Below are 21036 nucleotides of genomic sequence, written 5' to 3'. Positions count from 1 at the left end.
TCACATTGCCATGCTCAGGCCGACTCGCGCTTCACCAATTCCGTAGGCAGCAGCAGAACGGGCTCGATCTTCTCGCCGCCCGCCATCCGCAGCACCTGCCGGGCCGCCATCCGGCCCAGGTCGGTGATCGGCTGGCGCACGGTGGTCAGCGGCGGCTCGGTGTCGCGGGCGAAGTCCATGTCGTCGAAGCCCACCACGGCCACGTCGTCGGGGACCCGCCGCCCGGCCTGCCGCAGCGCCCGCAGCGCACCCTCGGCCATCGCGTCGGAGGCGGCGAAGACGGCGTCGAGCTCAGGGTCGTCGCCGAGCAGCTGGCTCATGGCCAGCGCGCCGGACTGCCGGGTGAAGTCGCCGACGGCCACCAGCGAGCGGCGGCCGCTGTCCTGCATCGCCGCGCGGTACCCCTTGAGCCGGTCGATCCCCGCGCTCATGTCCTGCGGCCCGGCGATCGTGGCGACCCGCCGGCGTCCGGTGTCGAGCAGGTGGCGCACCGCGGCCCGGGCCGCGTCCTCGTTGTCGACGTCGACGTACGGCACCGAGGCCTGGATCAGCAGCCGCCCGTTGCACACGACCGGCACCCCGGCCCGGCTCAGCCGCTCCGGCAGCGGGTCGGCGCCGTGCATGGAGAAGATGATGGCCCCGTCGACGTGCCCGCCGGTGCAGTAGCGCTCCACCCGGTCGTGGCTCGGCCCGCTGGGCCCGACCATCATGAGCACGAGCTGCTTGTCCACGGCCTCGAGCTCGAGGCTGACCCCGCGGATGATGCTGGAGAAGAAGGGGTCGTCGGAGAAGACCCGGCTCGCGGTCTCCGACGCGACGAGCGCGATGGAGTCCGTCCGCTGGGTGACGAGGCTGCGGGCGGCCTGGTTCGGCACGTAGCCGAGCGCCTCGACCGCGCTGAGCACCTTGTCGCGGATGTGGGGCGCGACGGAGGTCGACCCGTTCACCACGCGCGAGGCGGTGGCGCGCGACACCCCGGCGCGCTGCGCGACGTTTTCCAGAGTGGGCCGGTCCCGCCCCGACATCACCATTGTGGCGTCCCCCATATCTGTTCTGCCGGACCATCATGACTGAAGCTCAGCAATGTGTAGCGCACAAACAATGACGGGCGATGGAGCATGTCGCTCCATCGCCCGTCGCACCCTCACACCGGTTACACCCTGATCACGATTCGCCGGGACGTGATACGCCGGTCACCCAAGCCGCCGTATCGGCCGGAGAGCGCTCTCAAGACTGGAATCAGACTGGCCCATGACTAGCCCAATGTCAATCACAGAAACGGTTGAGAGCGCTCTCTGGAATATGTTGTGGGAAACGCCAAACCCCGTTATGCCGCCTGGCGCCGCCGGCAGGCCTCGAGGTGGGCGGCGATGACCGCGGCGGTCGACGAGCGCACGCAGGCGTCGGCGCCGGCCTCGAGCACGTCGACCACGGCCTGGTGGTCGCTGTACGGGTTGAGCACGGCCACGATCGAGGCGGCCGGGTGGCGCAGGCAGGCGGCGGTGACCGAGCGGGAACCGGGGTCGTCGAGCACCACGATGTCGGGCTCCCGGCATCCGGCCGGCATCTCGGCCCGCCGGGTCACCACCCAGCCCTGGGGCAGGTGCCGATCCAGCTCCGGCAGGCGGTGTGCGGGGGCTATGAGCAGCACCTCGATGCGCTCCTGGTCGACTGCGGACGGGGTGCGCGGCGGAAGGGTCAGGATCGTCATGCCTTATTTATCCCGTGCGGGGCTGGCATCCCCCTCGGTTCCACCTGCGAGAATCCTGGAAGCCGCGAAGCCGTGGGAGGCTCCCGTGATCGTCTGGCTCAACGGCCCGTCGGGCGTCGGCAAGGCCACCGTGACCGCCGAGCTGTGCCGCCGCGAGCCACGGGCCCGGGCCTTCGACGCCGAGCGCATCGGCTGGGTTCTGCAGCGCACCGCCGGGCTGGTCCGGCCCGGGGTCCGCCACGGCGACTACCGGGAGCTGCCCGCCTGGCGCGCGGCCACCGTCGTGGCCGCGGCCCGCCAGGCCCGGGGCGCCGACCCGCTGCTGGTGCCCATGACGATGCTGCGCCGCAAGCACATCGAGGAGGTCCTGGGCGCGTTGCGCGACCGGGGGCACGAGGTGCGCCACGTGCTGCTGGACGTCTCGGCGCCGGCGCTGGTCGAGCGGGTCGAGGCCGACGACGGCGCGGACGCGCGCGGATGGCGGCTGGACGACCTCGGGGCGTACCTCACCGCCCGCCGCGACCTGCGCCCGCTGGGGGAGGTCGTGGACACCGACGACCTGCTCCCGGAGGAGGTCGCCGACAAGGTCCAGGACCTGATCAACGCCTGGCGGAATTGACCCGGCGTCCGGGGTGCGCGAGTCTGGGCGCCATGCTCTCGTGGGGGCGCTTCCGGCGTTCGGCGCCGGACCTCGCCGCGGCCGGTCGCACGCTGCTCTACCGCAGCGGCGTGGGCCTCGCCTACCTGGGCACCGTGCGCGCCGACGGCGGCCCGCGGGTGCACCCGGTCAGCCCCCTGCTCGTCGAGGAGGGCCTCTACACGCTGCTCATGGTCTCGCCGAAGCTCGAGGACCTGCTGCGCGACAGCCGCTTCGCGCTGCACACCTTCCCGATGGACTCCGGCGAGGAGGCGTTCTACCTCACCGGCCGGGCCGTGTTCCCGCGCGATCCGGCGCTGCGCCGGTCGGTGGCGGCCGCCTTCGTCGCCGAGCGGGCCCTGGCCGCGCCGCCGCCCGGCTTCGGCCAGCACGTGCTCGTGGAGCTGCTGGTGAGCACGTGTGTCCTGAGCCGGGCGGGGCAGTACGTCACCTGGGCGGCGGCCGAGGTGCCCGCACGTGAGCTGCGGGCCGGCCGCCACCGCGCGGCGCTCTGACTAGCGGTTGTAGATCTCGAACTCCCACAGCGAGTAGCCGTAGCCGGTGCCCCGGGCCACCCCGGCCATGCGCACGTACCGGGCGCTGACCGGCGCGAACGTGACGTTGTCGATCCCGCCGTTGCCGGCGTCGATCGTCGCCGCGGTCGTCCACGTGCTGTTGTTCGTGGAAACCTCGATGCGGTACCGCGACCCGTACGCGGCCTCCCAGCGCAGGATCACCCGCCGGACCGGCTTGGCCGCGCCGAGGTCGACGGTGATCGACTGGTTGTCGCTCCACCAGCTGGCCCAGCGGCTGGTCGGGTCGCCGTCGACCGCGGCCCCGGCGGAGAAGCCGAGGAACGTGCCGTTGGCGCTGACGCCGCGGCCCTGGGCCAGGTTCGTGATGTCGTCGCCGCGCTTGGCCGGGAAGGACACCACCTGCTGGTACGTCGGGCGGTTCTGCCACGAGATCTTGTCGTGCGTGATCCCGCCCAGCGGCGACTGGATGATCGTGTCCGCGCACCACTGGTCGCCGGCCGAGCAGCTGCTGTCGCCCGGGTAGGTGGTCGTCGCGGGCTCGGCGGCGGCCGTGCCGAGCGTCGTGACCAGCACCTGGCGGCATCCGGCCAGGGTCCCGCCGCCGCAGTAGGTCTTGCCCAGGCCGCTGCGCACCGGGTCGCCGAGGACCGAGCGCAGGTCCTTGTCGAGGTACCCCCACCAGCCGTACTGGAACGAGGACCCCTTGTGGGCCTGGGTCTGGTTCAGGGAGCCGGCGTTCGTCGGCCCGGTGTAGCCCGAGGGCGACTCGTCGATCTGCAGCGCCCCGGTCAGGGCCGCGTACACGTCGTCGCCGAGCCCGGGCCGGAACGCGCCCTCGACGAGCTTGGGCCACCAGGCGTCGAACGTGCGGATGGCGGCCGCGTGCTGGTAGACGTGCGAGCCGGGGGTCGTCTCCACCCGCTTGCCCCCGGCCGTCAGCCAGGCCCGCAGCGCCGCCACGTTCGGGTCGGTGCTCGTCCCGCCCGGATCGAGGATGCGCAGCAGCTCGGGCAGGAGGTTCTCCGCACGCAGGTCGGTGACGGCGGCGTCCTCGACGATCCGCACGACCCCGGCCCGGTCGACCTTTCCGCCGCTCAGTGCCGATTTCACCCGCCGGTCGAGCAGATCCGCGCGCTGCACGGCCCCGAAACTGAAGTTTCCGTCGGCCGCCGAGAAGTCCTTACTTTGCTTGTTATTCCAAGAGGCGAAATAATCCTGCCCGGTCGACTGCGGATGCTGGTTCACCGGAATGTAGTCGGCCGTATTCGTGTCCGCATTCCAGCCGGACCATTCATATGCCGCGTCGGCCTTCGTCGGCAGGTTCGGGTTCGCGCCCGTCTTGCGCACCGGGTCGTCGCCCGAGTTGAAGTACGCGGTGTCGGTGGCGTTGACGTAGAACCAGTTGAAGGCGTATCCGACGCTGCTCGCCGAGGCGATGAACTGGGCCGGGTTCGCCATGGCGGCCGGGTCGTTGAACGCCTGGAACCCGATGGCGGAGTCGGCCTCGTGGCGGTACGTCGAGCGCAGCTGGGTGAAGGCGACGGGCTGCCCGCCGACCGTCCCGCGCCACGCGACCAGGCCGTACTTCGTCCGGTACGTGATGAGCTGGTAGGACCCGGCGGCCGTGCCGTCCGCGACGGTCGGCGTCCAGGCGTTGGTCTGGGTCAGCGCCTCCATCGGCGTGCACGTGCCGTGGAAGCGGTACGCGCTGGACTGCGTGGTGGCGGGGGAGCCGTCGGTGTTGCACAGCGGCACCGCGTAGGTGTCGGTGATGTCCTGCTCCGACGACGTGGCGCTCCACGCGTAGTCCTGGCCGCGGCCGAGCAGCACGTAGAGGTTGAGCCCGGCGAAGGCGACCCCGTGCGCGCTGATGCCCGGGCCCTGCAGCTCCTGCAGCATGAGCAGCTGCGGCGAGAAGTACCCGGTCTGCGGCCCGAACGCCGCGATCGGGTGCCCGGTGCCCGAGTGGGCCGCGTCGACGACCACCGCGTTTGACATGCCCCGCTTGGTCGCCGAGCCCGGCGCCAGCCCGGCCGTCGTGCCCGCCGAGCCGCTCGGGTTGAACACGACCGGCTGCGCGGTGACGCTGCCCTGGTCCGGCAGCGCGACCCCGGCGGCGTCCGGGTCGGCCGCGCCGTACGGGAAGGACTGCCCGTTGTGCAGGGTGAGCACGGCCTCCTCGTCGTTCTGGGAGCGGAAGGCGGCCCACAGCCGGTCGCCCTCGGCCGCGCCGTAGCGGGCCCGGGCGGTGACGCGGACCAGCGCCGACTCGACCTCGCCGCCCCCGCCGCCGCCGAAGAGCCCGCCGACCACGCCGGCGATGGCGATCAGGTCGGTCATCTGGAACGGCTCCGGCCCGCCCGCGTTGGTGATCGCGTCGAGGTGGCCGGTGAGCACGTACTCGCCGGGGCAGTTGCGCCCGGACATGCACGCGGCGATGTAGGCGTTGATCCCGGCGACGTAGCTCTGCACGTCGTCGTAGAGCTGCGCCCCGCGGGTGCCCTTGGTGCGCAGCGCGGCGACCTGGGCCTGCAGGTCGGCCTCGGTGTACGGGGCCTGCCGCCAGATGCTCTGCTCCAGCTCCCGGTTGCCCGGCGCGCCGCCCGCGAACGGGGTCAGCTTGCCGCGGCCGACCCGGCGCAGCAGGTCCATCACGAAGAGCCGGTCCTCGGCCCCGGCGTACCCGGCGCCGAACATCGTCCCGGACCGGGTCGTGCCGGTCACGTGCGGCACGCCGAGCGCCTTGTCGCGCACGATCGTCACGTCGGAGCGGGGGCTGTAGCTGCGGTCGACCTGGCCGGCCGGCACCCCGAACGACGCGTCGTTGTAGAAGGACGAGATCTGCTCGTCGGTGAGGCCGGTGTAGGCCGAGACGAGGTTCGCGTACGGGCCGAGCTGGTCGGCCGAGTGCGCCGGGCGGAAGCCCAGGGCCTTGTGGGCCAGGATGTCGGCGAGCGTGGCGTTGCCGTTCTGGCCCGGCGGCAGGATGTCGTTGCACTGGTCGAGGCAGTAGTCGTTCGGGGCGAGGACGGCGGCCTCGGCCGGCGCGGCGAGGGCGGGGGCGACGAGCACCGCGGCGGTGAGCAGCAACGCCCCCAGGGCGCGTTTCACGGCAGGCAGGGACATGGCGGATCCCTCCGGGGGTTGCGAGCCAATATGAAAATGACTCGGATTACCGGATGGTAACAACGACACCTGTCACTGAACAGAGGTTCAGGCCGTCGATACGCTGCGGCTCCACTACGCTGCACCGGTGCTCGTGGTCCATGCGCTCTGGGTCGAAGGCCGGGTCGGCATGTGGGCCGAAGACGCCGGCACGGCGCTCGCGGGCCTGAATCTCGACGGCGACGCCGGCGTCGCCGTCGAACGCTCGCTGGTGCTGCCGACCCGCAACCGGCGGCCCGAGCCCTGGCCGGCCGTCACCGAAAAGGCTGAACTGCGGCCCTGCCTGGTGGCCACCGTCGAGTACGAGCCCGACGACGCGCTCGAGCTGCTGCGCGGGCTCCCGGGTCTGGCCGGGGCGGACATCGCGCTGGCCCAGTCCACCGAGTGGTTCCTGAGCGTGGCCGAGTTCGCCGCCACCCTCGTCGCCCGCGGCCGGATGCTGCCGACGATCGCCGGCGCGCAGGCCCGCTGGGCCCCGGTGCTCACCGGCCGTGACGCCGCCTACGCCCGGTCCCTGGCCCTGGCCCTGCCCTCCGCCGCCCTCGCCGCCACCCCGTCCGCGACCCGGGCCGGGGTCACCGCCGAGGCCCTCGACGCGTTCGTCGACGCCGCGGCCCGCGCCGCGCTGCCGGACGAGGCGGCCGATGGCTGGCTGGGCGCGCTCACCGGACGGGACCGCGACATTCCGGGTGTACTCCCGGAAGCGCTCGGCCGCCGCCTGGCCGCCTGGGAGGCCGACGCCGTCGGCGGGTCGGTGCGGGCCTGCTTCCGGCTGGTCGAGCCGCCCGAGCCGGAGGCCGGCGAGGAGCCGGCGCCCGACCCGCACTGGACGCTCGAGTTCGCGCTGCAGGCCGCCGACGAGCCGACCCTCGTCGTCGACGCCGAGCGCGTGTGGCGCTCCCGCGGTGCGCTCAAGGCCCTCCAGCGGCACATCCCGGCCCCGCAGGAGACGCTGCTGGCCGAGCTCGGGCGGGCCAGCCGGCTGTACCCGGCGCTCGAGGACGCCCTGCGCGAGGCCCGCCCGGTCGCGCTGCGCCTGGACACCGACGGCGCCCATCGCCTGCTCAGCGAGAACGCCCCGCTGCTGGCCGCGGCCGGCTTCGGCGTCGTGCTTCCCGGCTGGTGGCGCAAGGCGTCGGCCCGGCTGGGGGCCCGGCTCAAGATCAAAGACGGATCCGGCGGTACCGCACCGGGCACCGTCGCCACCGACAGCGGCCTCGGCCTCGGCGCCCTGGTCGACTACCGCTGGGAGCTCGCGATCGGCGACGAGCCGCTGAGCGAGGACGAGCTGCGCCGGCTCAGCGAGCTCAAGGCCCCGCTGGTCCGGCTGCGCGGCCAGTGGGTCGAGCTCGACCCCCGCCGGCTCGCCGAGGGCCTGTCGTTCATCGAGCGCCACCGCGAGCAGGAGGCGCTCACCGTTGCCGACCTGCTGCACCTGGCCGGCGGCGCCGCCGAGGGCCCCGGCGGGCTGCCCGTGGTCGAGGTTGCCGCCGACGGCTGGCTCGGCGACCTGCTCAGCGGCGAGGCCGAGATGCGCATCGACGACGGCGACGTGCCGCTGTCGTTCCGGGGCGAGCTGCGGCCGTACCAGCGAAGGGGCCTCAACTGGCTGCGCTTCCTGGAACGGGCCGGGCTCGGCGGCATCCTGGCCGACGACATGGGCCTCGGCAAGACCGTCCAGCTGCTCGCCCTGCTGGCCGGCGACGCGCCCGGCCCGACGCTGCTGATCTGCCCGATGTCCCTGGTCGGCAACTGGCAGCGGGAGGCGGCCAAGTTCGCACCGCAGCTGCGGGTGCACGTCCACCACGGCGCCGACCGCGCGCGGGCGCTGGACCCGGCCGGCTTCGACGTCGTCGTCACCACGTACTCGGTGGCCGGCCGCGACACCGACGCCCTCGCCGCCGTGCCCTGGCACCGGGTCGTGCTCGACGAGGCCCAGGCCGTCAAGAACGCCGCCACCAAACAGGCGGCCGCGGTACGCCGGCTGCCCGCCCGGCACCGCATCGCCGTCACCGGCACCCCGGTCGAGAACCGCCTCGCCGACCTGTGGTCGATCATGGAGTTCGCCAACCCGGGCCTGCTGGGCAGCGCGACGAAGTTCAAGGAGCGCTTCGCCGAGCCCATCGAGCGCGACGGCGACGCCGACGCCGCCGCCCGGCTGCGGCGCATCACCCAGCCGTTCGTGCTGCGCCGGGTCAAGACCGACCGCACGATCATCACCGACCTGCCGGAGAAGCTGGAGATGGACGTCGTCTGCAGCCTGACCCCCGAGCAGGCCAGCCTCTACCAGGCCGTGGTCGACGACATGCTGGCCCGCATCGACAGCAGCCAGGGCATCGAGCGCCGCGGCCTGGTGCTGGCGACCATGACCCGGCTCAAGCAGATCTGCAACCACCCGGCCCTGGCCCTGCGCGACGGCAGCCGCCTGCCCGGCCGCAGCGGCAAGCTCGACCGGCTCGAGGAGCTCACCGAGGAGATCCTGGCCGCGGGGGAGCGGGCGCTGATCTTCACCCAGTACGCCGAGTTCGGGGGCATGCTGCGCGCCGAGCTCTCCGCCCGCTTCGGCCGCGAGGTCGCGTTCCTGCACGGCGGCGTGCCCAAGGCCGGCCGCGACGCGCTCGTGGCCCGCTTCCAGGAGGCCACGCCGTCCTCGCCGCCGCTGTTCGTGCTCTCCCTCAAGGCCGGCGGCACCGGCCTGACCCTCACCGCGGCCAACCACGTCATCCACGTGGACCGCTGGTGGAACCCGGCGGTCGAGGACCAGGCGACCGACCGCGCCTTCCGCATCGGCCAGCGCCGCGCGGTCCAGGTGCGCAAGTTCGTCACCGCCGGCACGGTCGAGGAGAAGATCGCCGCGCTCATCACCGACAAGCGGGGCCTGGCCCAGAAGATCGTCGGCACCGGCGAGGGCTGGCTGACCGACCTGTCCACCGCCGACCTGCGCGAGCTGCTCACGCTCGACCCGGCCGCGGCGGTGGCGGCGTGAACGAGCGATTATGCGCGTTCGTGCTGCTGGTGGGCGCCCCGGTGCTGCCCTCGCGGGAGGAGCTGCACTGGCGCCTGCACGACGCGGTCGAGCGGGCGGCGGCGCGGGCCGGGATCGCCTTTCCCGAGGTACAACTGCAGATGCTCGGTGACGGGGCCCTCGTGGTCTTTCCGGCCGACGTCAACGAGCCGCGGGCCTTCGCCGCGCTCTGCCGGGTGTTCCGGTCCGGTCTGCCGCCCGCGGACCAGGCGCCCGTGCGCATCCGGCTGGCCGTCGCCTTCGGGCCGCCCGAGACCGCGACGCTCGAGGTGACCCGCCTGGTCGACGGCGCCGACCCGGGCGTGGCCCTGCACGTGCTGCTAGGCCGGGAGGGGCTGGGGGCCTAGGCCCTTGAGCGAGGCGTGCAGCGGCTTGGCGGTGGAGACGTTGAGGAAGCAGTGCGCGGTGCGGTCGCCCAGCTGCCACTGCGACCTGGTGAGGCCGTCCCAGAAGGTGTAGACGTCTTTGCGCTGGTACAGCTGCAGCTCGGTCAATCCCATGAACGCCGCCACCTCCGCGAAGCAGGCCTTGCTGACGGTCGCGTTGAGCGCCTGCGCGTCGGCCGGGAACCCGCCCGCCGGGGCCGCCCACACCCCGACGAACTCGGTGTCGTGCGGCTCGGTGCAGGCCACGGGGCTGACGGCGTCGACGCTGCGGTAGAACCCGTCCGGCGTGAGGTCCCCGCCGTCGAGGTCGACGCACGTGAGCGCGAGCGCCGGCAGCGCGTTCTTCAGGCTCCCGGTGCGCGGCTTCGGCGCGAACAGGTCGTCGGCGGCCTCGGCGAGCCCGCACACGTAGGTGCGCACGCCGCCCGCCCACGCGCGCTCGCTCGGCAGGGACAGGAACGGGAACAGCCGCCCGGTGTGCCAGTCCCCGCCGGCGTACGCGCTCGCCGCCTGGTCGCACGCGGCGTACGCGGCGCGGGCCGGGTCGGAGTCCCACGCCGGGAGGCTGTCGCCCGGCACCGTGCCGGTCGCGACGACCTCGACGCTGTGCTCCTGCGCGCAGCCGATCTCGGTGAGCACGGCGGCGCTGGGCTGCTCGAACGCGCTGAACGGCCCGCCGGCGAGGCACTGCCCGACCGCGGGCGGCACGTACTCGGCCGCGGGCAGCATCGGCCACCCGTTCACGAGGTCGCCGTCGGTGCCCGCGGGTGCGCTGCAGGCCGCCGTCGCGAGGACGGCGGCCAGGAGTAACGGCAGCCCTCTACTCCGTCGTGCCATTGCTGCAGGGGGTTCCGGGCTCGAGGCTGGCGGTCTCACGGAACCGCCGGATGAACTTGTCCACGCGCGGGTCGTCGGCCTTGTCGACCCGCAGCTGGTACCCCCACGCCTGCAGCGAGATCGCGCCGGGCTGCCCCTCGTACGGGCTCATGAGCATGAAATCGTTGTTGCGCACCTTGCCGGCGAGCTTGTCGACGTCGGCCTTGGCCAGCCCCGGCTGGTACGTGATCCAGACCGCCCCGTGCTCGAGGCTGTGCACCGCGCGGCCCTCGACCACCGGCTTGTCGTACACGTCCCCGGCGCACCGCTGCCAGATCCCGAAGTGCCTGCCCCCCGCGGCCGGGACCATCTTGTACACCGGCTGCTCCGTATCCTGCAGGTGGTCCCGCTCCAGCCAGTCCGGGTGGGTCAGCCGATAGTCGATGAGCCCGGCGATCTCGTCGCTGTCATCGTGCCCACCACCGTTCTCGCGGTTGACGAGCCACACCGCGGCGACGATCCCGGCCGCGCACAGGACCGCCAGCACGCCGACGATGCTCACGACCGCGATGACGATGCCGCGGTTGCTCTTCGGCGGCGTCGGCCCGGGCGCGTACGGCGGTTGCCCGGGCGCGTACGGCGGTTGCCCCGGCGCATACGGCGGCGGCGGCCCGTACTGCTGGGGCGGCGGGCCGTACTGCGGCGGCGGCTCGGGGTAGGGGCCGGTCATGGTCCGAGATTACCGGAATGCCGCCTGTGCCCCGACGGCGCCGCCGCCCAATCGTTTCGTGCACGATCCATGACCCACGAGCGGGCTTTCGGTTTCTCCGGCGGAATGCACAATGCGGCGGCCGATCGATTGTTCCCGGCGGCGGCGCGCTTTGTGGTGGCGCGGGATCGTCGTTACCGTTGGTCAGGGCATGTTCCGCGGTGTCCTCATCCGGCGGCGCCGGGCATTCCGCCGGCTCGACGGGGCAATCGGCCTGTTCACCCGGCGGTTCCGTCGGAGCCGGCGCGAGGGCGGCCTGGGCCCGCCGCGCGAAGTGGGCCTCGGCCGCCTCGACACTGCCGTACTGGTCGCAGAGCTTCTTCCGGTGCCGCTGCTCAAGCCCCAGTCCCGATGCCGCTGGTGTTCCTTCCGAAACTTCTCACCCGCCGGCGATCCCGTTTCAAATAGCGCGAGACAGGGACCACCGAATGATGACCCGCACGACCCCGGCAGCAATACGCGGCCAAGAGGCATAACCGTAGGCAACAACGAAAAGGGACCACGCTTACACGTTGCGGGGCCGAAGGCTCCGCGCACCATCGGCCGAGCGTCGTTTGTCAGCCCCCCGTCCCAGTAAAAGACCCGTCGGGGTATAAATCCGACATATCCGAGGCCGCGCGGCGCCCGACATGCCGGCGATCAACACACCGCGATAGGGTCGGCCCCATGGCGGCCGAGTGTGCGATCGATCGATGCGCCGTGCTAGCGATCGGCCGGTGCCGGGAGTGCGGCCGCGCCTTCTGCATGTCGCACCAGGCGCACAACGAGGTCACCGGCGAGGGGTACGCGGCGCTGTGCATCCAGTGCCTGGAGCGCCGCACCCGCGTGGCCGGCGGCGGCGATGCCCGGTCCGACGCGCGCGCGGCGACCGAGCGCACCTGGGTCACGTCCGGGCAGGCGGCCATGGACCTCTACGCGGCCGGGATCGCGCCGCTGCCCGTGGTCGAGCGGCACTCGCGCTTCGTCAAGCAGCGGCTGGGCCGGGCCCGGGAGGAGATCGACGAGATCGAGGTCGGGGCGCTGTGGGTGATCGGCCGCTTCGAGTGGACCGAGATGCAGGAGATCCCCGAGACCCGCGAGTGGACGACGGGGCTGCTCGCGCGGCCCGCCGGTGGGTACCCGGTCGCGATGGTCGCGCGGGCCGTCGCGCGCTGCAAGGTGACTGACGGGCTGGCGACGGTGATCCGCGACGCGCCGTACGGGGACAGCTACACCCAGCTGGAGCGCCGCGAGATCCCGCGCATCATCGCCGCGATCCGCAAGCAGATCAGCGGGTAGCGGGTCAGCTCGGCGGGTAGTGCGTCAGCGCGGCGAGCCCAGGGCGTTGAGCGCCTCGAGGTAGCGCGGCGGCACCACGTTCGGGGCGTCGCCCTTGAAGGCCGCCTCGACCTCGGCGTCGGAGGGCAGCGACGGCAACTCCGCGGCGAGGGCGGCCACGATCGGCGCGTCGTGCCAGTCGGGGTGCTCGGTCAGCAGCCGCAGGGCGACCAGCGACTCCTCGATCTCGCCGACACATTCGAACGGCTTGTGCGCGGTGAGGCCCATCAGCTCGCGGTACCCCTCCAGCTGCGACATGTCCGTGAACACGTCGGCGCCGAAGATGTGGACCAGGCGCTCGCGGCCGGTGAACGGGGCGAGGGCCAGGAAGACGAAGCGGCACTTCGGGCAGTGCCCGCACCAGCGGTCGCTCGCGTCGCGCAGCTTGAACGCCGCGTTGCAGCTCGTCACCACCTCGTCGTAGGCGGTGAACTTGGCGAACAGGCCGGCGATGTGCAGCTCCGAGAGGCCGCGCAGCAGGGAGAAGTACGCGTCGCGCAGGCCGGCGTGGGCGAGCAGGGCGTCGCGGAGGTGCCGCTCGGCGGGCAGGCCCTTGGACCACTGGTGGTTGATGTCGCGGCCGAGCCAGCTCAGGTTCGGGACCGAGGCCGAGCTCTCGTTGGACATCACGACCGGGCCGAGGCCGTGCATGAGCGACGCGGCGACGGCGATCAGCGAGTTGATCGCGGTCACCGGGATGTGGCCGTTGTACGCCCCGGACTCGTTCAGCTCCCGCATGCGCGGGTCGAGCCGGCGCTGCACCGTGCGCACCGGCTGCGGCGAGACGGCCATGACGCTCTTGATGATCGCGTTCGGGTTCACCGAGAACAGGACCGGGTCGAGCCCGGCCAGGTGCAGCGCCTCCATCGACACGATCGAGTCCTTGCCCCCGCCGACGGCGGCGAGCGGCGGCCCGGACGGCACGTGCTCCCAGCCGGGCGCGGCCGCCGTGGACGGGGCGTCGATCGGGAGGTCGAGCACGTACTCGAGCTTGTTGCGGTACGCGAACTCGCCCAGGCCGTCGTGGTACAACGCGCGCACCCAGGGCAGCGCGCCCTCGGCGAGCGCGAGGTCCCCGAGCTCGACCCGGCGCGGCGCGGCGATCTTGTAGTAGGAGGTCGACGCGGCCACGTAGAGCAGGTCGAGCACGCGGCCGAGCGCCTCGGGCTCGCCGGCCGGGGGCCCGAAGTCGATCGTCTCGGTCAGGACGAGGTCACCGAGCGCATAGTGGAAGCGCGCCACCCCGGTCGCGGAGTCGAACTCCCGCCCGGGAAACCGCAGCGCCTCGACCTGGTCCCACGCGTTCACTGGTGCCGTCACTCCCCATTCGGTACCGCCGCCGACGCGCAATGGTAGCCCCAGCGCGCCGGTTGCATCCGGTACTCGGGTACGGGCTTACCGTCGGAGGATGACGCACCCGCCCGCGGGCCTGCGCACCGGCGAGCTCGCCGGGCGGGCCGGTGTCAACATCCAGACGCTGCGGTACTACGAGCGCCGCGGCCTGCTCGCCGAGCCGCGGCGCAGCCCGGGCGGGCACCGGCTGTACCCGCCGGACACGGTGGCGCTGCTCGCCGCGATCAAGGCCGCGCAGCGGCTCGGCTTCACGCTCGACGAGGTCGCGGCCCTGCTGCCGGGGTCCCGGCGGCGCCGCTCGGGCGGGCTGCAGGACCGTGCGGCGGGCAAGCTCGCCGAGATCGACCGCCGCATCGCCGACCTGACCCAGGTGCGCGAGACCCTCGCCCGGGTGATCGCCGCCGAGTGCGACAGCCTGACCGACTGCGCCTGCCCGGACTGCCCGCTCCCGGAATCGGACCTCTTGCGGATATCTCCCGTCGGGCGATAAATCCGATATGTCGCGGAGCCTCGACAACACCACCGTCAGCGTGCGCTACCCGAAGTACGCCGACCCGCTCTAGCCGCGCAGCTCCTGGACGAGGGAGGGTCCGCTCGGCGTCCAGCCCAGGCCCCGCGCCTTCGCGCCCGTCGCCTGCTGGTCGAGCAGCAGCGCGTCGGCGAACCCCGCGCCCAGGCGCGCACGGGTGTCCTCCACGGACTCCGGGGCGACGCCGGCCCCGCCCGCGGCGGCCTCGGCCAGCTCGCGCACGGTCGGGTTCACGCCCGAGGCGACGACCACGCGGCCGAGGCCGGAGCCGTGCTCGAGGACGAGGCGGTACACGACCGCGACGTCGTCCACGTGCACGCTCGTCCAGTGCTGCGAGCCGTCGCCGATGAGCTTGACCCGGCCCTGCTCGTCGCGCGCGGGTGCGAGTACACCCGCCGGGATGCCGCCGCCGTGGCCGTAGACGATGCCGGGCGCCACGATCGTGGCCGCGAGGCCCGAGTCGAGCACCGACTGCTCCACCGGCACGCGCCACGCGGTCAGGGCCGGCGGCGCGAGCGGGGACTCCTCGGTGATGTCCGCGTTGTCGCCCCAGAGCCAGATGCCGCTGGTGTGTACGTACGGCTTCCCGGCCTGCACCGCCGCGGCGACGATCGCCTTGTCGAACTCGACGGTGTCGGGGCCGCCCGTGGCCGCGATGTGCGCGGCTGCGTCGGCCTCGGCGAACCGGGCCGCGGTCCAGCCCGCGTCGAACAGGTCGCCCACCGCCGCCTCGGCCCCGCCCTTGCGAGCCTTCGCGGCCGCCTCGTCGCTGCGCACCAGCGCGGTGACGGCGTGCCCGGCGGCGACGAGCTCCCGCACCACGGCCGACCCGATGTACCCGGTTCCCCCGGTCAACACGATCCTCATGGCCTCACGCTAGAGCGCGGCCGGTCGTCGCGTCGCCGTGTGTAACAACTCGGAATAATGTTCCCGCCACCGGGGTTCAGGCGCGCAGCGCCGCCGTGGCGAACTCGCGCAGGCCCTCGGCGAGCCCGACGCCGGCGCTGAACCCCAGCTCGCGCCGAGCCCGGGCGGGCGAGGCGACGACGTGCCGCACGTCGCCGGCGCGGAAGTCGCCGGTCACGACCGGCGCCGGCCCGTCCATGGCGGTGGCCAGGGCCGCGGCCAGCGCGCCGACCGTCGTGGGCCGCCCCGAGGCGACGTTGTACGCGCGGAAGCCCGCCCGCCCCGTCGCGTCCACAGCCGCGAGGTTCGCCGCGGCGACGTCGGCCACGTGCACGAAGTCGCGGCGCTGCCCGCCGTCCTCGAACACGCGCGGCGCCCGGCCGGCCTCCAGCGCCGAGCGGAAGATCGCCGCCACGCCGCTGTAGGGCGTGTCGCGGGGCATGCCGGGGCCGTAGACGTTGTGGTACCGCAGCGCCACCACGGACCCGCCGGCCGCCGACGCCCACGCCGCGGCGAGGTGCTCCTGGGCCGCCTTCGTCGCCGCGTACACGCTGCGCGGCCGCACCGGCGCGTCCTCGCCGACCTCGCCCGGCTCCAGCTCCGCGCCGCAGTCCGCGCAGCGCGCCTCGAACCGCCCGGCGGCCAGGTCCTCCGCCGTGCGCGCGGCGGGCTCGGCCGGGCCGTGCCGCGGGCAGGCGTACGCGCCCTCGCCGTAGACCACCATCGAGCTCGCCAGCACCAGCCGCCCCACGCCGGCCCGGGCCATGCCGGCCAGCAGCACCGCCGTGCCGAGGTCGTTGCACCCGGCGTACTCCGGCAGGTCCGCCAGGTCCACGCCCATACCCACGATCGCGGCCTGGTGCACCACGACGTCGACGCCGGCCAGCGCGGCGCCGACCGCGGCCGCGTCGCGCACGTCGGCGCGCAGGAACGGGCCGTCGACGACCGGCTCCGTGCGGTGGGCCTTGGGGTGCAGCACGTCCAGCACGGTGACGTCGTGGCCGGCGGTCCGCAGGGCGGCGGCGACGTGGGTGCCGATGAACCCGGCGCCGCCGGTGACGAGGATGCGCATTCCCTGACGCTAGGCGCGGCCGGGCGCCGGGGCGGGCCGCGTTCGTGGTTCGTAATAGTCCGTCCGCGGCTCGTAAGACCTTGTGACGATGATCATCGCTAGCGTCCGAGAAGTGACCGATGTCGTACTGCCCTGTCTCAATGAGGCGGCCGCGCTGCCGTGGGTGCTGTCCCGGCTGCCGGCCGGCTTCCGCGCGATCGTGGCCGACAACGGCTCCACCGACGGCTCGCCGGAGATCGCCGCGGCGCACGGCGCGACGGTGGTGGCCGCCGCCCCGCGCGGCTTCGGCGCCGCCGCCCATGCCGGGCTCTGCGCCGCGACCGCCGACGTGGTGTGCTTCATGGACGCCGACGGCTCCTTCGACCCGCGCCAGCTGCCGCGGGTCGCCGGCCCCGTCGCGGCCGGCGAGCGCGACCTGGTGCTCGGCCGCCGCCGGCCCACCGCCCGCGGGGCCTGGCCGGTGCACGGCCGCGCGGGCAACGCGCTGGTGGCGTGGCGGCTGCGGCGCACCGCCGGCATCCCGGTGCACGACCTCGGCCCGATGCGCGCCGCCCGCCGCGAGGCCCTGCTCGCGCTCGGCCTGACCGACCGCCGCTTCGGCTACCCGCTGGAGATGATGGTGCGGGCCGGGGCCGCGGGCTGGCGGATCGCCGAGGTCGACGTGGACTACGCGCCCCGGGCCGAAGGCGGCCGCTCGAAGGTGACCGGCAGCGTCCGCGGCACCCTGCGCGCGGTCCGCGACATGTCGCGGGTGCTGGCGTCATGAGGGTCCAGGTGCTGCTGCTGGCGAAGACCCCGGTGCCGGGGCGGGTGAAGACGCGGCTCTGTCCACCGTGGACGGCCGAGCAGGCCGCGTCGCTGGCCGCCGCCGCGATCGCCGACACCGCCGACGTGCTCGCGGCGACCCCGGCCGTGGCCCGCACCCTGGTCGTCGACGGGGCCCTGGCCGCGCCGCGCGGGTGGGGCCGGGTACCGCAGCGCGGGGCCGGGCTCGGCGAGCGGCTCGCGGCCGCATACGCCGACACCGCCCGCCCGCGCGTCGCCACCCTCCTCGTCGGCATGGACACGCCCCAGCTGAGCGTCGGGCACCTGGTCGACGCCACCGCGCGGCTGGCGACGGCCGACGCGGTGCTCGGGCCGGCCGAGGACGGCGGCTGGTGGCTGCTGGGCCTGCGCGACCCGGCCGCGGCCGCGGTGCTGGCGGACGTGCCGATGTCCACCGCGGACACCGGCGCGCTCACCCGGGCCGCGCTGCGCGAGCGCGGGCTCGCCGTCTCGACCGCCGCGACCCTGCGCGACGTGGACACCGCGCCCGACGCCCGCGCGGCCGCCGCGGCCGCCCCCGCGACCCGGTTCGCCCGGGTGCTGTCCACCGTGGACGGGCAACGGTGACCGCGCCCGTCGCGGTGTTCGGAGCCGCGCTGCGCCGGGCCGAGCGCGGCGAGCCGGCCGCGCTGCGCCTCGTCGGGCCCGACGGGGCGGCCGTGCGGGCGCTCGACCCGCACGCGTGGCACCGTGGGTCGCGGCCGGGCGACGGCGCAATCCTGGACCGCTGCCCGGACGGGACCGTCGACCTCGGCTGCGGGCCGGGCCGGCTCACCGGCGCCCTCGCGGCGAGCGGCCGGCGGGTGCTGGGCGTGGACGTGAGCCCGCAGGCGGTGCGGTACGCCCGCCGCCACGGCGCCCCAGTGCTGCACCAGGACCTGTTCCACCCGCTGCCGGGCGAGGGCGGCTGGCCCGGCGCCCTGCTCGCCGACGGCAACATCGGCATCGGCGGCGACCCGGCCCGCCTGCTGCGCCGCTGCCGCCGGCTCGTGGCCCCCGGCGGGACGGTGCTCGTGGAGGTCGACCCGCCCGGCGCCGGCAGCTGGAGCGGCCCGGTGGCGCTGGCCGACGAGCATCGCGGCCGCACCAGCGCCCCGTTCGCGTGGGCGTTCGTCGCCGCCGACGACCTCGCCGCCATGGCCGCCGCCGCCGCGCTGCACCACATCGACACCTGGACGGAGGCCGGTCGATGGTTCTCCCAGCTGGGAAAGTGAACGACGCCGGGCCGGTGAGGAGCGTCCGGCTCACCGCGAACCTCGGCCTCTGGCTGGCCGTCGCGTTCACGACGTGCCTCGTCACCGGCGTGCTGAGCCACTACATCCAGCACCCGCCGGGCTGGTTCCACTGGCCATCGCGGCCGGTGCAGCTGTACCGCATCACCCAGGGCCTGCACGTGGCGAGCGGACTGGCCTCGGTGCCCCTGCTGACCGCCAAGATCTGGTCGGTCTTCCCGAAGCTCTTCGCCTGGCCGCCGGTGCGCGGCCTCGGGCACGCCCTCGAGCGCGCGGCGGTCGGCCTCCTGTCGGCCGCGGCCGTCTTCGAGCTCGTGACCGGGGTGCTGAACATTGCGTACTGGTACAGACTGATGCCCTTCGGTTTTATCGGCGCGCACTACTGGACGGCCTGGATCCTCGCCGGGGCCCTGCTGCTGCACCTGGCGGCGAAGCTGCCGCTCATCCGGGGCCTCGCGGCCGAGCCCCGCCCGGCGCCCGGGACCGGGGGCTGGACCCGCCGGGGCGTGCTCGCGCTCACCGGCACCGCGGCCGGGGCCGTCACCCTCGCCACCGCCGGGCAGACCGTGGCCCCGCTACGCCGGGTGTCGCTGCTCGCGCCGCGCCTGCCCGGCGTCGGGCCGCAGGGCGTGCCGGTGAACAAGACCGCCGCCGCGGCCGGGATCGTGCGGGTCGACGAGTCGTACCGCCTGCTCGTCACCGGCCCGGCCGGCCGCCACGCGCTGAGCCTCGCCGACCTGCTCGCCCTGCCGCAGGTCGGGGCCGAGCTGCCGATCGCGTGCGTCGAGGGCTGGAGCGCGGGCGCCGCCTGGTCCGGGGTGCGCGTGGCCGACCTGCTGCGGCTCGTCGGCGCGGCGGAGACGGACCGGCCGGTGACGGTCGAGTCGCTGCAGGCGGACGGGCCGTACCGCGCCTCGGTGCTCGAGCCCGGCCAGGCCCGCGACCCGCTGACCCTGCTCGCCCTGCGCGTCGGCGGGGAGCCGCTGCACCTCGACCACGGGTACCCCTGCCGGCTCATCGCCCCGAACCGGCCCGGCGTGCTGCAGACCAAGTGGGTCGCGAAGGTGACGGCATGAGAGTCCTCCTCGCGCTGGCCGGCCTGGCCCTGCTCGGCTACGGGGTCTACGGCTGGCTCGACGCCCCGGGCCCCGAGCTGCTGGGCCGGCTCGTCTTCGCCGCCGTCGCGCTCGTCGCGCACGACTTCGTGGTGGTACCGCTGGTGGTGCTCGCGGGCGTCCTGACCACGCGGTTCGTGCCCGGGCCGGCGCGGCGCCCGGTCCAGGCCGCGCTCGCGGTCGGGGCGGCCCTGACCGTTGTCGCGCTCCCGTTCGTCATCGGCGCCGGGCGCATCGCCGACAACCCGTCGGCCTTTCCCCAGCAGTACGGCCGCGGCCTGCTGATCCTGCTGGCCGTGACCGCGCTCGTCGCCGCCGGCTGGGCGCTGCGGCGGTCGCGGTGGCGGTGGCGGTGGCGGAAACGATGAGGCGCACCGCCGCCGCCGCGGCCGCGCTGGCGCTGCTGCTCGGCGCGCTGCTGCTGCCGGGGCGCTGGTACCTCCTCGCCTGGCTGCCGTTCGCCGCCGGCGCCTGGCTCGTCGCCCGCACCGGCCGCCGGGCCGCGCTCGTCCTGGTGCTGCTCGGCGGCGTGCTGCTGCCCCTGGCCGCGGCCGCGCACCCGCCGAACAGCAGCGACGACGTGTACCGCTACGTCTGGGACGGCCGCGTCCAGCGCGCGGGCATCGACCCGTACCGGTACCCGCCCGCCGCCCCCGAGCTCCGCCCGTTCCGCGACGACACCCTGTGGCACCCGGGCGCGCCGTGGTGCGTCCCGGACGGCTGCACGCTGATCAACCGCCCCGCCGTCCCGACCATCTACCCGCCGGTGGCGGAGGCGCTCTTCGCCGCGCTCCCGGGCCGGGTCGGCGCCTTCCAGCTGGCGATGGCCGCCTTCGCCGCCGCGACGGGCGCGCTGCTGTGGCTCGCGCTGCGCTCCCTCGGCCGCGACCCGCGCCGCGCGGTGCTGTGGTCCTGGTGCCCGCTCGTGGCCCTGGAGGCCGGGAACAACGCGCACGCCGACGCGGCCGCGGTGTTCCTGGCCGCCCTCGCGCTGCTGCTCGCCGCCCGCGGCCGGGCGGGCCCGGGCGGCGCGGTGCTGGGCCTGGCGATCGCCACCAAGCTCACCCCGGCGCTGCTCGCCCCGGCCCTGCTGCGCCGCCGCCCGGTGGCCGTGCTCGCCGCGGCCGCGGGCGCGGTCGCGGCCGTCTACCTGCCGCACGTGCTCGCGGCCGGCCCGAAGGTGCTGGGCTACCTGCCCGGCTACCTGCACGAGGAGGGCTACGCCGACGGCGCCCGCTTTGCGCTGCTCGGCCTCGTGCTGCCCCGCGCGTTCACGGCCCCGGCGGCGGCCCTGATCCTCGCCACGACCGCGGTGCTGGTGTGGCGCCGCGCCGACCCGGACCGCCCGTGGCGGGCCGCGGCCGCGATGGTCGCGGCGACGCTGCTCGTGGCCGCCCCCGCCTACCCGTGGTACGCGCTGCTGCTCGTGATGCTCGTCGCGTACGGCGCGCCGGCCGAGTGGCTCGCGGTCGCCGCGGCCGCGTACCTGCCCCAGTTCGCGGGCGACCTGGGCCTGGCGACGTCGACCGCGCAGCGCCTCGGCTACGGCGCCGCCCTCGCGTTCGTGCTGGCCGGGCTGGCCCTGCGCACTACGAGGCGTACTTCTGAGACGTCACCGAGGGTGGCACCCTTCATGCTGTAG

General features: G+C 74.4%; 20 protein-coding genes. 12 read left to right on the top strand and 8 right to left on the bottom strand.

Translation table 11 applies throughout. The annotated features are described in order from the left end of the window. Positions 1-14: 14 nt before the first annotated feature. Both AB0B76_RS36700 and AB0B76_RS36695 read right to left on the bottom strand, forming a co-directional pair. A complete protein-coding gene (locus AB0B76_RS36700) occupies positions 15-1025 on the bottom strand; it encodes a LacI family DNA-binding transcriptional regulator (protein WP_360384271.1) in 1011 nt (336 codons plus the stop codon). 302 nt (positions 1026-1327) lie between these two features. Further along, entirely contained in the window at positions 1328-1711 is a 384-nt protein-coding gene (locus tag AB0B76_RS36695; protein ID WP_360384269.1) for a hypothetical protein, read from the bottom strand. Between the two features lie 85 nt (positions 1712-1796). Here AB0B76_RS36695 and AB0B76_RS36690 point away from each other — a divergent pair, with 85 nt between their 5' ends. Together AB0B76_RS36690 and AB0B76_RS36685 are read left to right on the top strand one after the other, a co-directional pair. Next, positions 1797-2330: an AAA family ATPase gene (locus AB0B76_RS36690; RefSeq protein ID WP_360384267.1), complete on the top strand. Its 534-nt coding sequence runs from the start codon at positions 1797-1799 to the stop codon at positions 2328-2330. A gap of 32 nt (positions 2331-2362) precedes the next feature. Continuing rightward, the gene (locus AB0B76_RS36685; protein WP_360384265.1) at positions 2363-2863 is read left to right on the top strand and encodes a pyridoxamine 5'-phosphate oxidase; all 501 of its coding nucleotides are present in this window, start codon (positions 2363-2365) and stop codon (positions 2861-2863) included. On the opposite strand, the gene AB0B76_RS36680 is transcribed toward AB0B76_RS36685, so the two are convergent. Then, positions 2864-6010 carry a penicillin acylase family protein gene (locus AB0B76_RS36680; protein ID WP_360384263.1) on the bottom strand — a complete coding sequence of 1049 codons (3147 nt, stop codon included), beginning with the start codon at positions 6008-6010 and terminating at the stop codon, positions 2864-2866. 127 nt (positions 6011-6137) lie between these two features. On the opposite strand from AB0B76_RS36680, the gene AB0B76_RS36675 reads away from it, so the two are divergent. Further along, on the top strand, positions 6138-9035 hold the full coding sequence (locus AB0B76_RS36675) for a DEAD/DEAH box helicase (RefSeq protein ID WP_360384261.1): 2898 nt from the start codon (positions 6138-6140) through the stop codon (positions 9033-9035). Next, a complete protein-coding gene (locus tag AB0B76_RS36670; protein WP_360384259.1) occupies positions 9032-9421 on the top strand; it encodes a hypothetical protein in 390 nt (129 codons plus the stop codon). Before AB0B76_RS36675 ends, AB0B76_RS36670 begins: the two co-directional genes overlap by 4 nt. On the opposite strand, the gene AB0B76_RS36665 is transcribed toward AB0B76_RS36670, so the two are convergent. Both AB0B76_RS36665 and AB0B76_RS36660 read right to left on the bottom strand, forming a co-directional pair. Further along, positions 9395-10297 (bottom strand): septum formation family protein, encoded by a 903-nt coding sequence (locus AB0B76_RS36665; RefSeq protein ID WP_360384257.1) that lies wholly within the window; start codon positions 10295-10297, stop codon positions 9395-9397. The two genes, AB0B76_RS36670 and AB0B76_RS36665, sit on opposite strands and share 27 nt — an antisense overlap. Next, positions 10281-11006, bottom strand: coding sequence for a DUF3105 domain-containing protein (locus AB0B76_RS36660; protein WP_360384255.1), 726 nt, complete (start codon positions 11004-11006; stop codon positions 10281-10283). The genes AB0B76_RS36665 and AB0B76_RS36660 overlap by 17 nt, the downstream gene beginning before the upstream one ends. Positions 11007-11744: 738 nt before the next feature. On the opposite strand from AB0B76_RS36660, the gene AB0B76_RS36655 reads away from it, so the two are divergent. Further along, positions 11745-12323 carry a hypothetical protein gene (locus AB0B76_RS36655; protein ID WP_360384253.1) on the top strand — a complete coding sequence of 193 codons (579 nt, stop codon included), beginning with the start codon at positions 11745-11747 and terminating at the stop codon, positions 12321-12323. A gap of 24 nt (positions 12324-12347) precedes the next feature. Here the strand turns inward: AB0B76_RS36655 and AB0B76_RS36650 are convergent, their stop codons facing one another. Next, complete coding sequence (locus tag AB0B76_RS36650) at positions 12348-13682, bottom strand: hypothetical protein (protein WP_360384251.1); 1335 nt, start codon at positions 13680-13682, stop codon at positions 12348-12350. 88 nt (positions 13683-13770) lie between these two features. Between AB0B76_RS36650 and AB0B76_RS36645 the strand changes: the two genes are divergently transcribed. Then, complete coding sequence (locus AB0B76_RS36645) at positions 13771-14205, top strand: MerR family transcriptional regulator (RefSeq protein WP_360384249.1); 435 nt, start codon at positions 13771-13773, stop codon at positions 14203-14205. Between the two features lie 69 nt (positions 14206-14274). On the opposite strand, the gene AB0B76_RS36640 is transcribed toward AB0B76_RS36645, so the two are convergent. Together AB0B76_RS36640 and AB0B76_RS36635 are read right to left on the bottom strand one after the other, a co-directional pair. Next, positions 14275-15111 carry an NAD-dependent epimerase/dehydratase family protein gene (locus AB0B76_RS36640; protein WP_360384247.1) on the bottom strand — a complete coding sequence of 279 codons (837 nt, stop codon included), beginning with the start codon at positions 15109-15111 and terminating at the stop codon, positions 14275-14277. Between the two features lie 76 nt (positions 15112-15187). Then, positions 15188-16222 (bottom strand): NAD-dependent epimerase/dehydratase family protein, encoded by a 1035-nt coding sequence (locus AB0B76_RS36635; RefSeq protein ID WP_360384245.1) that lies wholly within the window; start codon positions 16220-16222, stop codon positions 15188-15190. A gap of 112 nt (positions 16223-16334) precedes the next feature. On the opposite strand from AB0B76_RS36635, the gene AB0B76_RS36630 reads away from it, so the two are divergent. From AB0B76_RS36630 to AB0B76_RS36605, 6 genes are read left to right on the top strand one after another with little or no spacing between them, the layout of a single operon-like run. Further along, positions 16335-16988, top strand: a complete 654-nt coding sequence (locus tag AB0B76_RS36630) for a glycosyltransferase family 2 protein (RefSeq protein WP_360384243.1) — start codon at positions 16335-16337, stop codon at positions 16986-16988. Next, a complete protein-coding gene (locus AB0B76_RS36625) occupies positions 16985-17614 on the top strand; it encodes a TIGR04282 family arsenosugar biosynthesis glycosyltransferase (RefSeq protein WP_360384241.1) in 630 nt (209 codons plus the stop codon). Before AB0B76_RS36630 ends, AB0B76_RS36625 begins: the two co-directional genes overlap by 4 nt. Then, entirely contained in the window at positions 17611-18261 is a 651-nt protein-coding gene (locus AB0B76_RS36620; RefSeq protein ID WP_360384239.1) for a class I SAM-dependent methyltransferase, read from the top strand. The genes AB0B76_RS36625 and AB0B76_RS36620 overlap by 4 nt, the downstream gene beginning before the upstream one ends. Beyond that, on the top strand, positions 18258-19355 hold the full coding sequence (locus AB0B76_RS36615; RefSeq protein WP_360384237.1) for a molybdopterin-dependent oxidoreductase: 1098 nt from the start codon (positions 18258-18260) through the stop codon (positions 19353-19355). The genes AB0B76_RS36620 and AB0B76_RS36615 overlap by 4 nt, the downstream gene beginning before the upstream one ends. Then, entirely contained in the window at positions 19352-19762 is a 411-nt protein-coding gene (locus tag AB0B76_RS36610) for a hypothetical protein (RefSeq protein ID WP_360384235.1), read from the top strand. The genes AB0B76_RS36615 and AB0B76_RS36610 overlap by 4 nt, the downstream gene beginning before the upstream one ends. Continuing rightward, entirely contained in the window at positions 19759-21036 is a 1278-nt protein-coding gene (locus tag AB0B76_RS36605; RefSeq protein ID WP_360384233.1) for a glycosyltransferase 87 family protein, read from the top strand. The genes AB0B76_RS36610 and AB0B76_RS36605 overlap by 4 nt, the downstream gene beginning before the upstream one ends.

It is taken from the genome of Dactylosporangium sp. NPDC049140, assembly GCF_040648435.1.
Note: the sequence above shows the minus strand (reverse complement) of the source record. Positions and strands in the feature narration are given on the sequence as shown.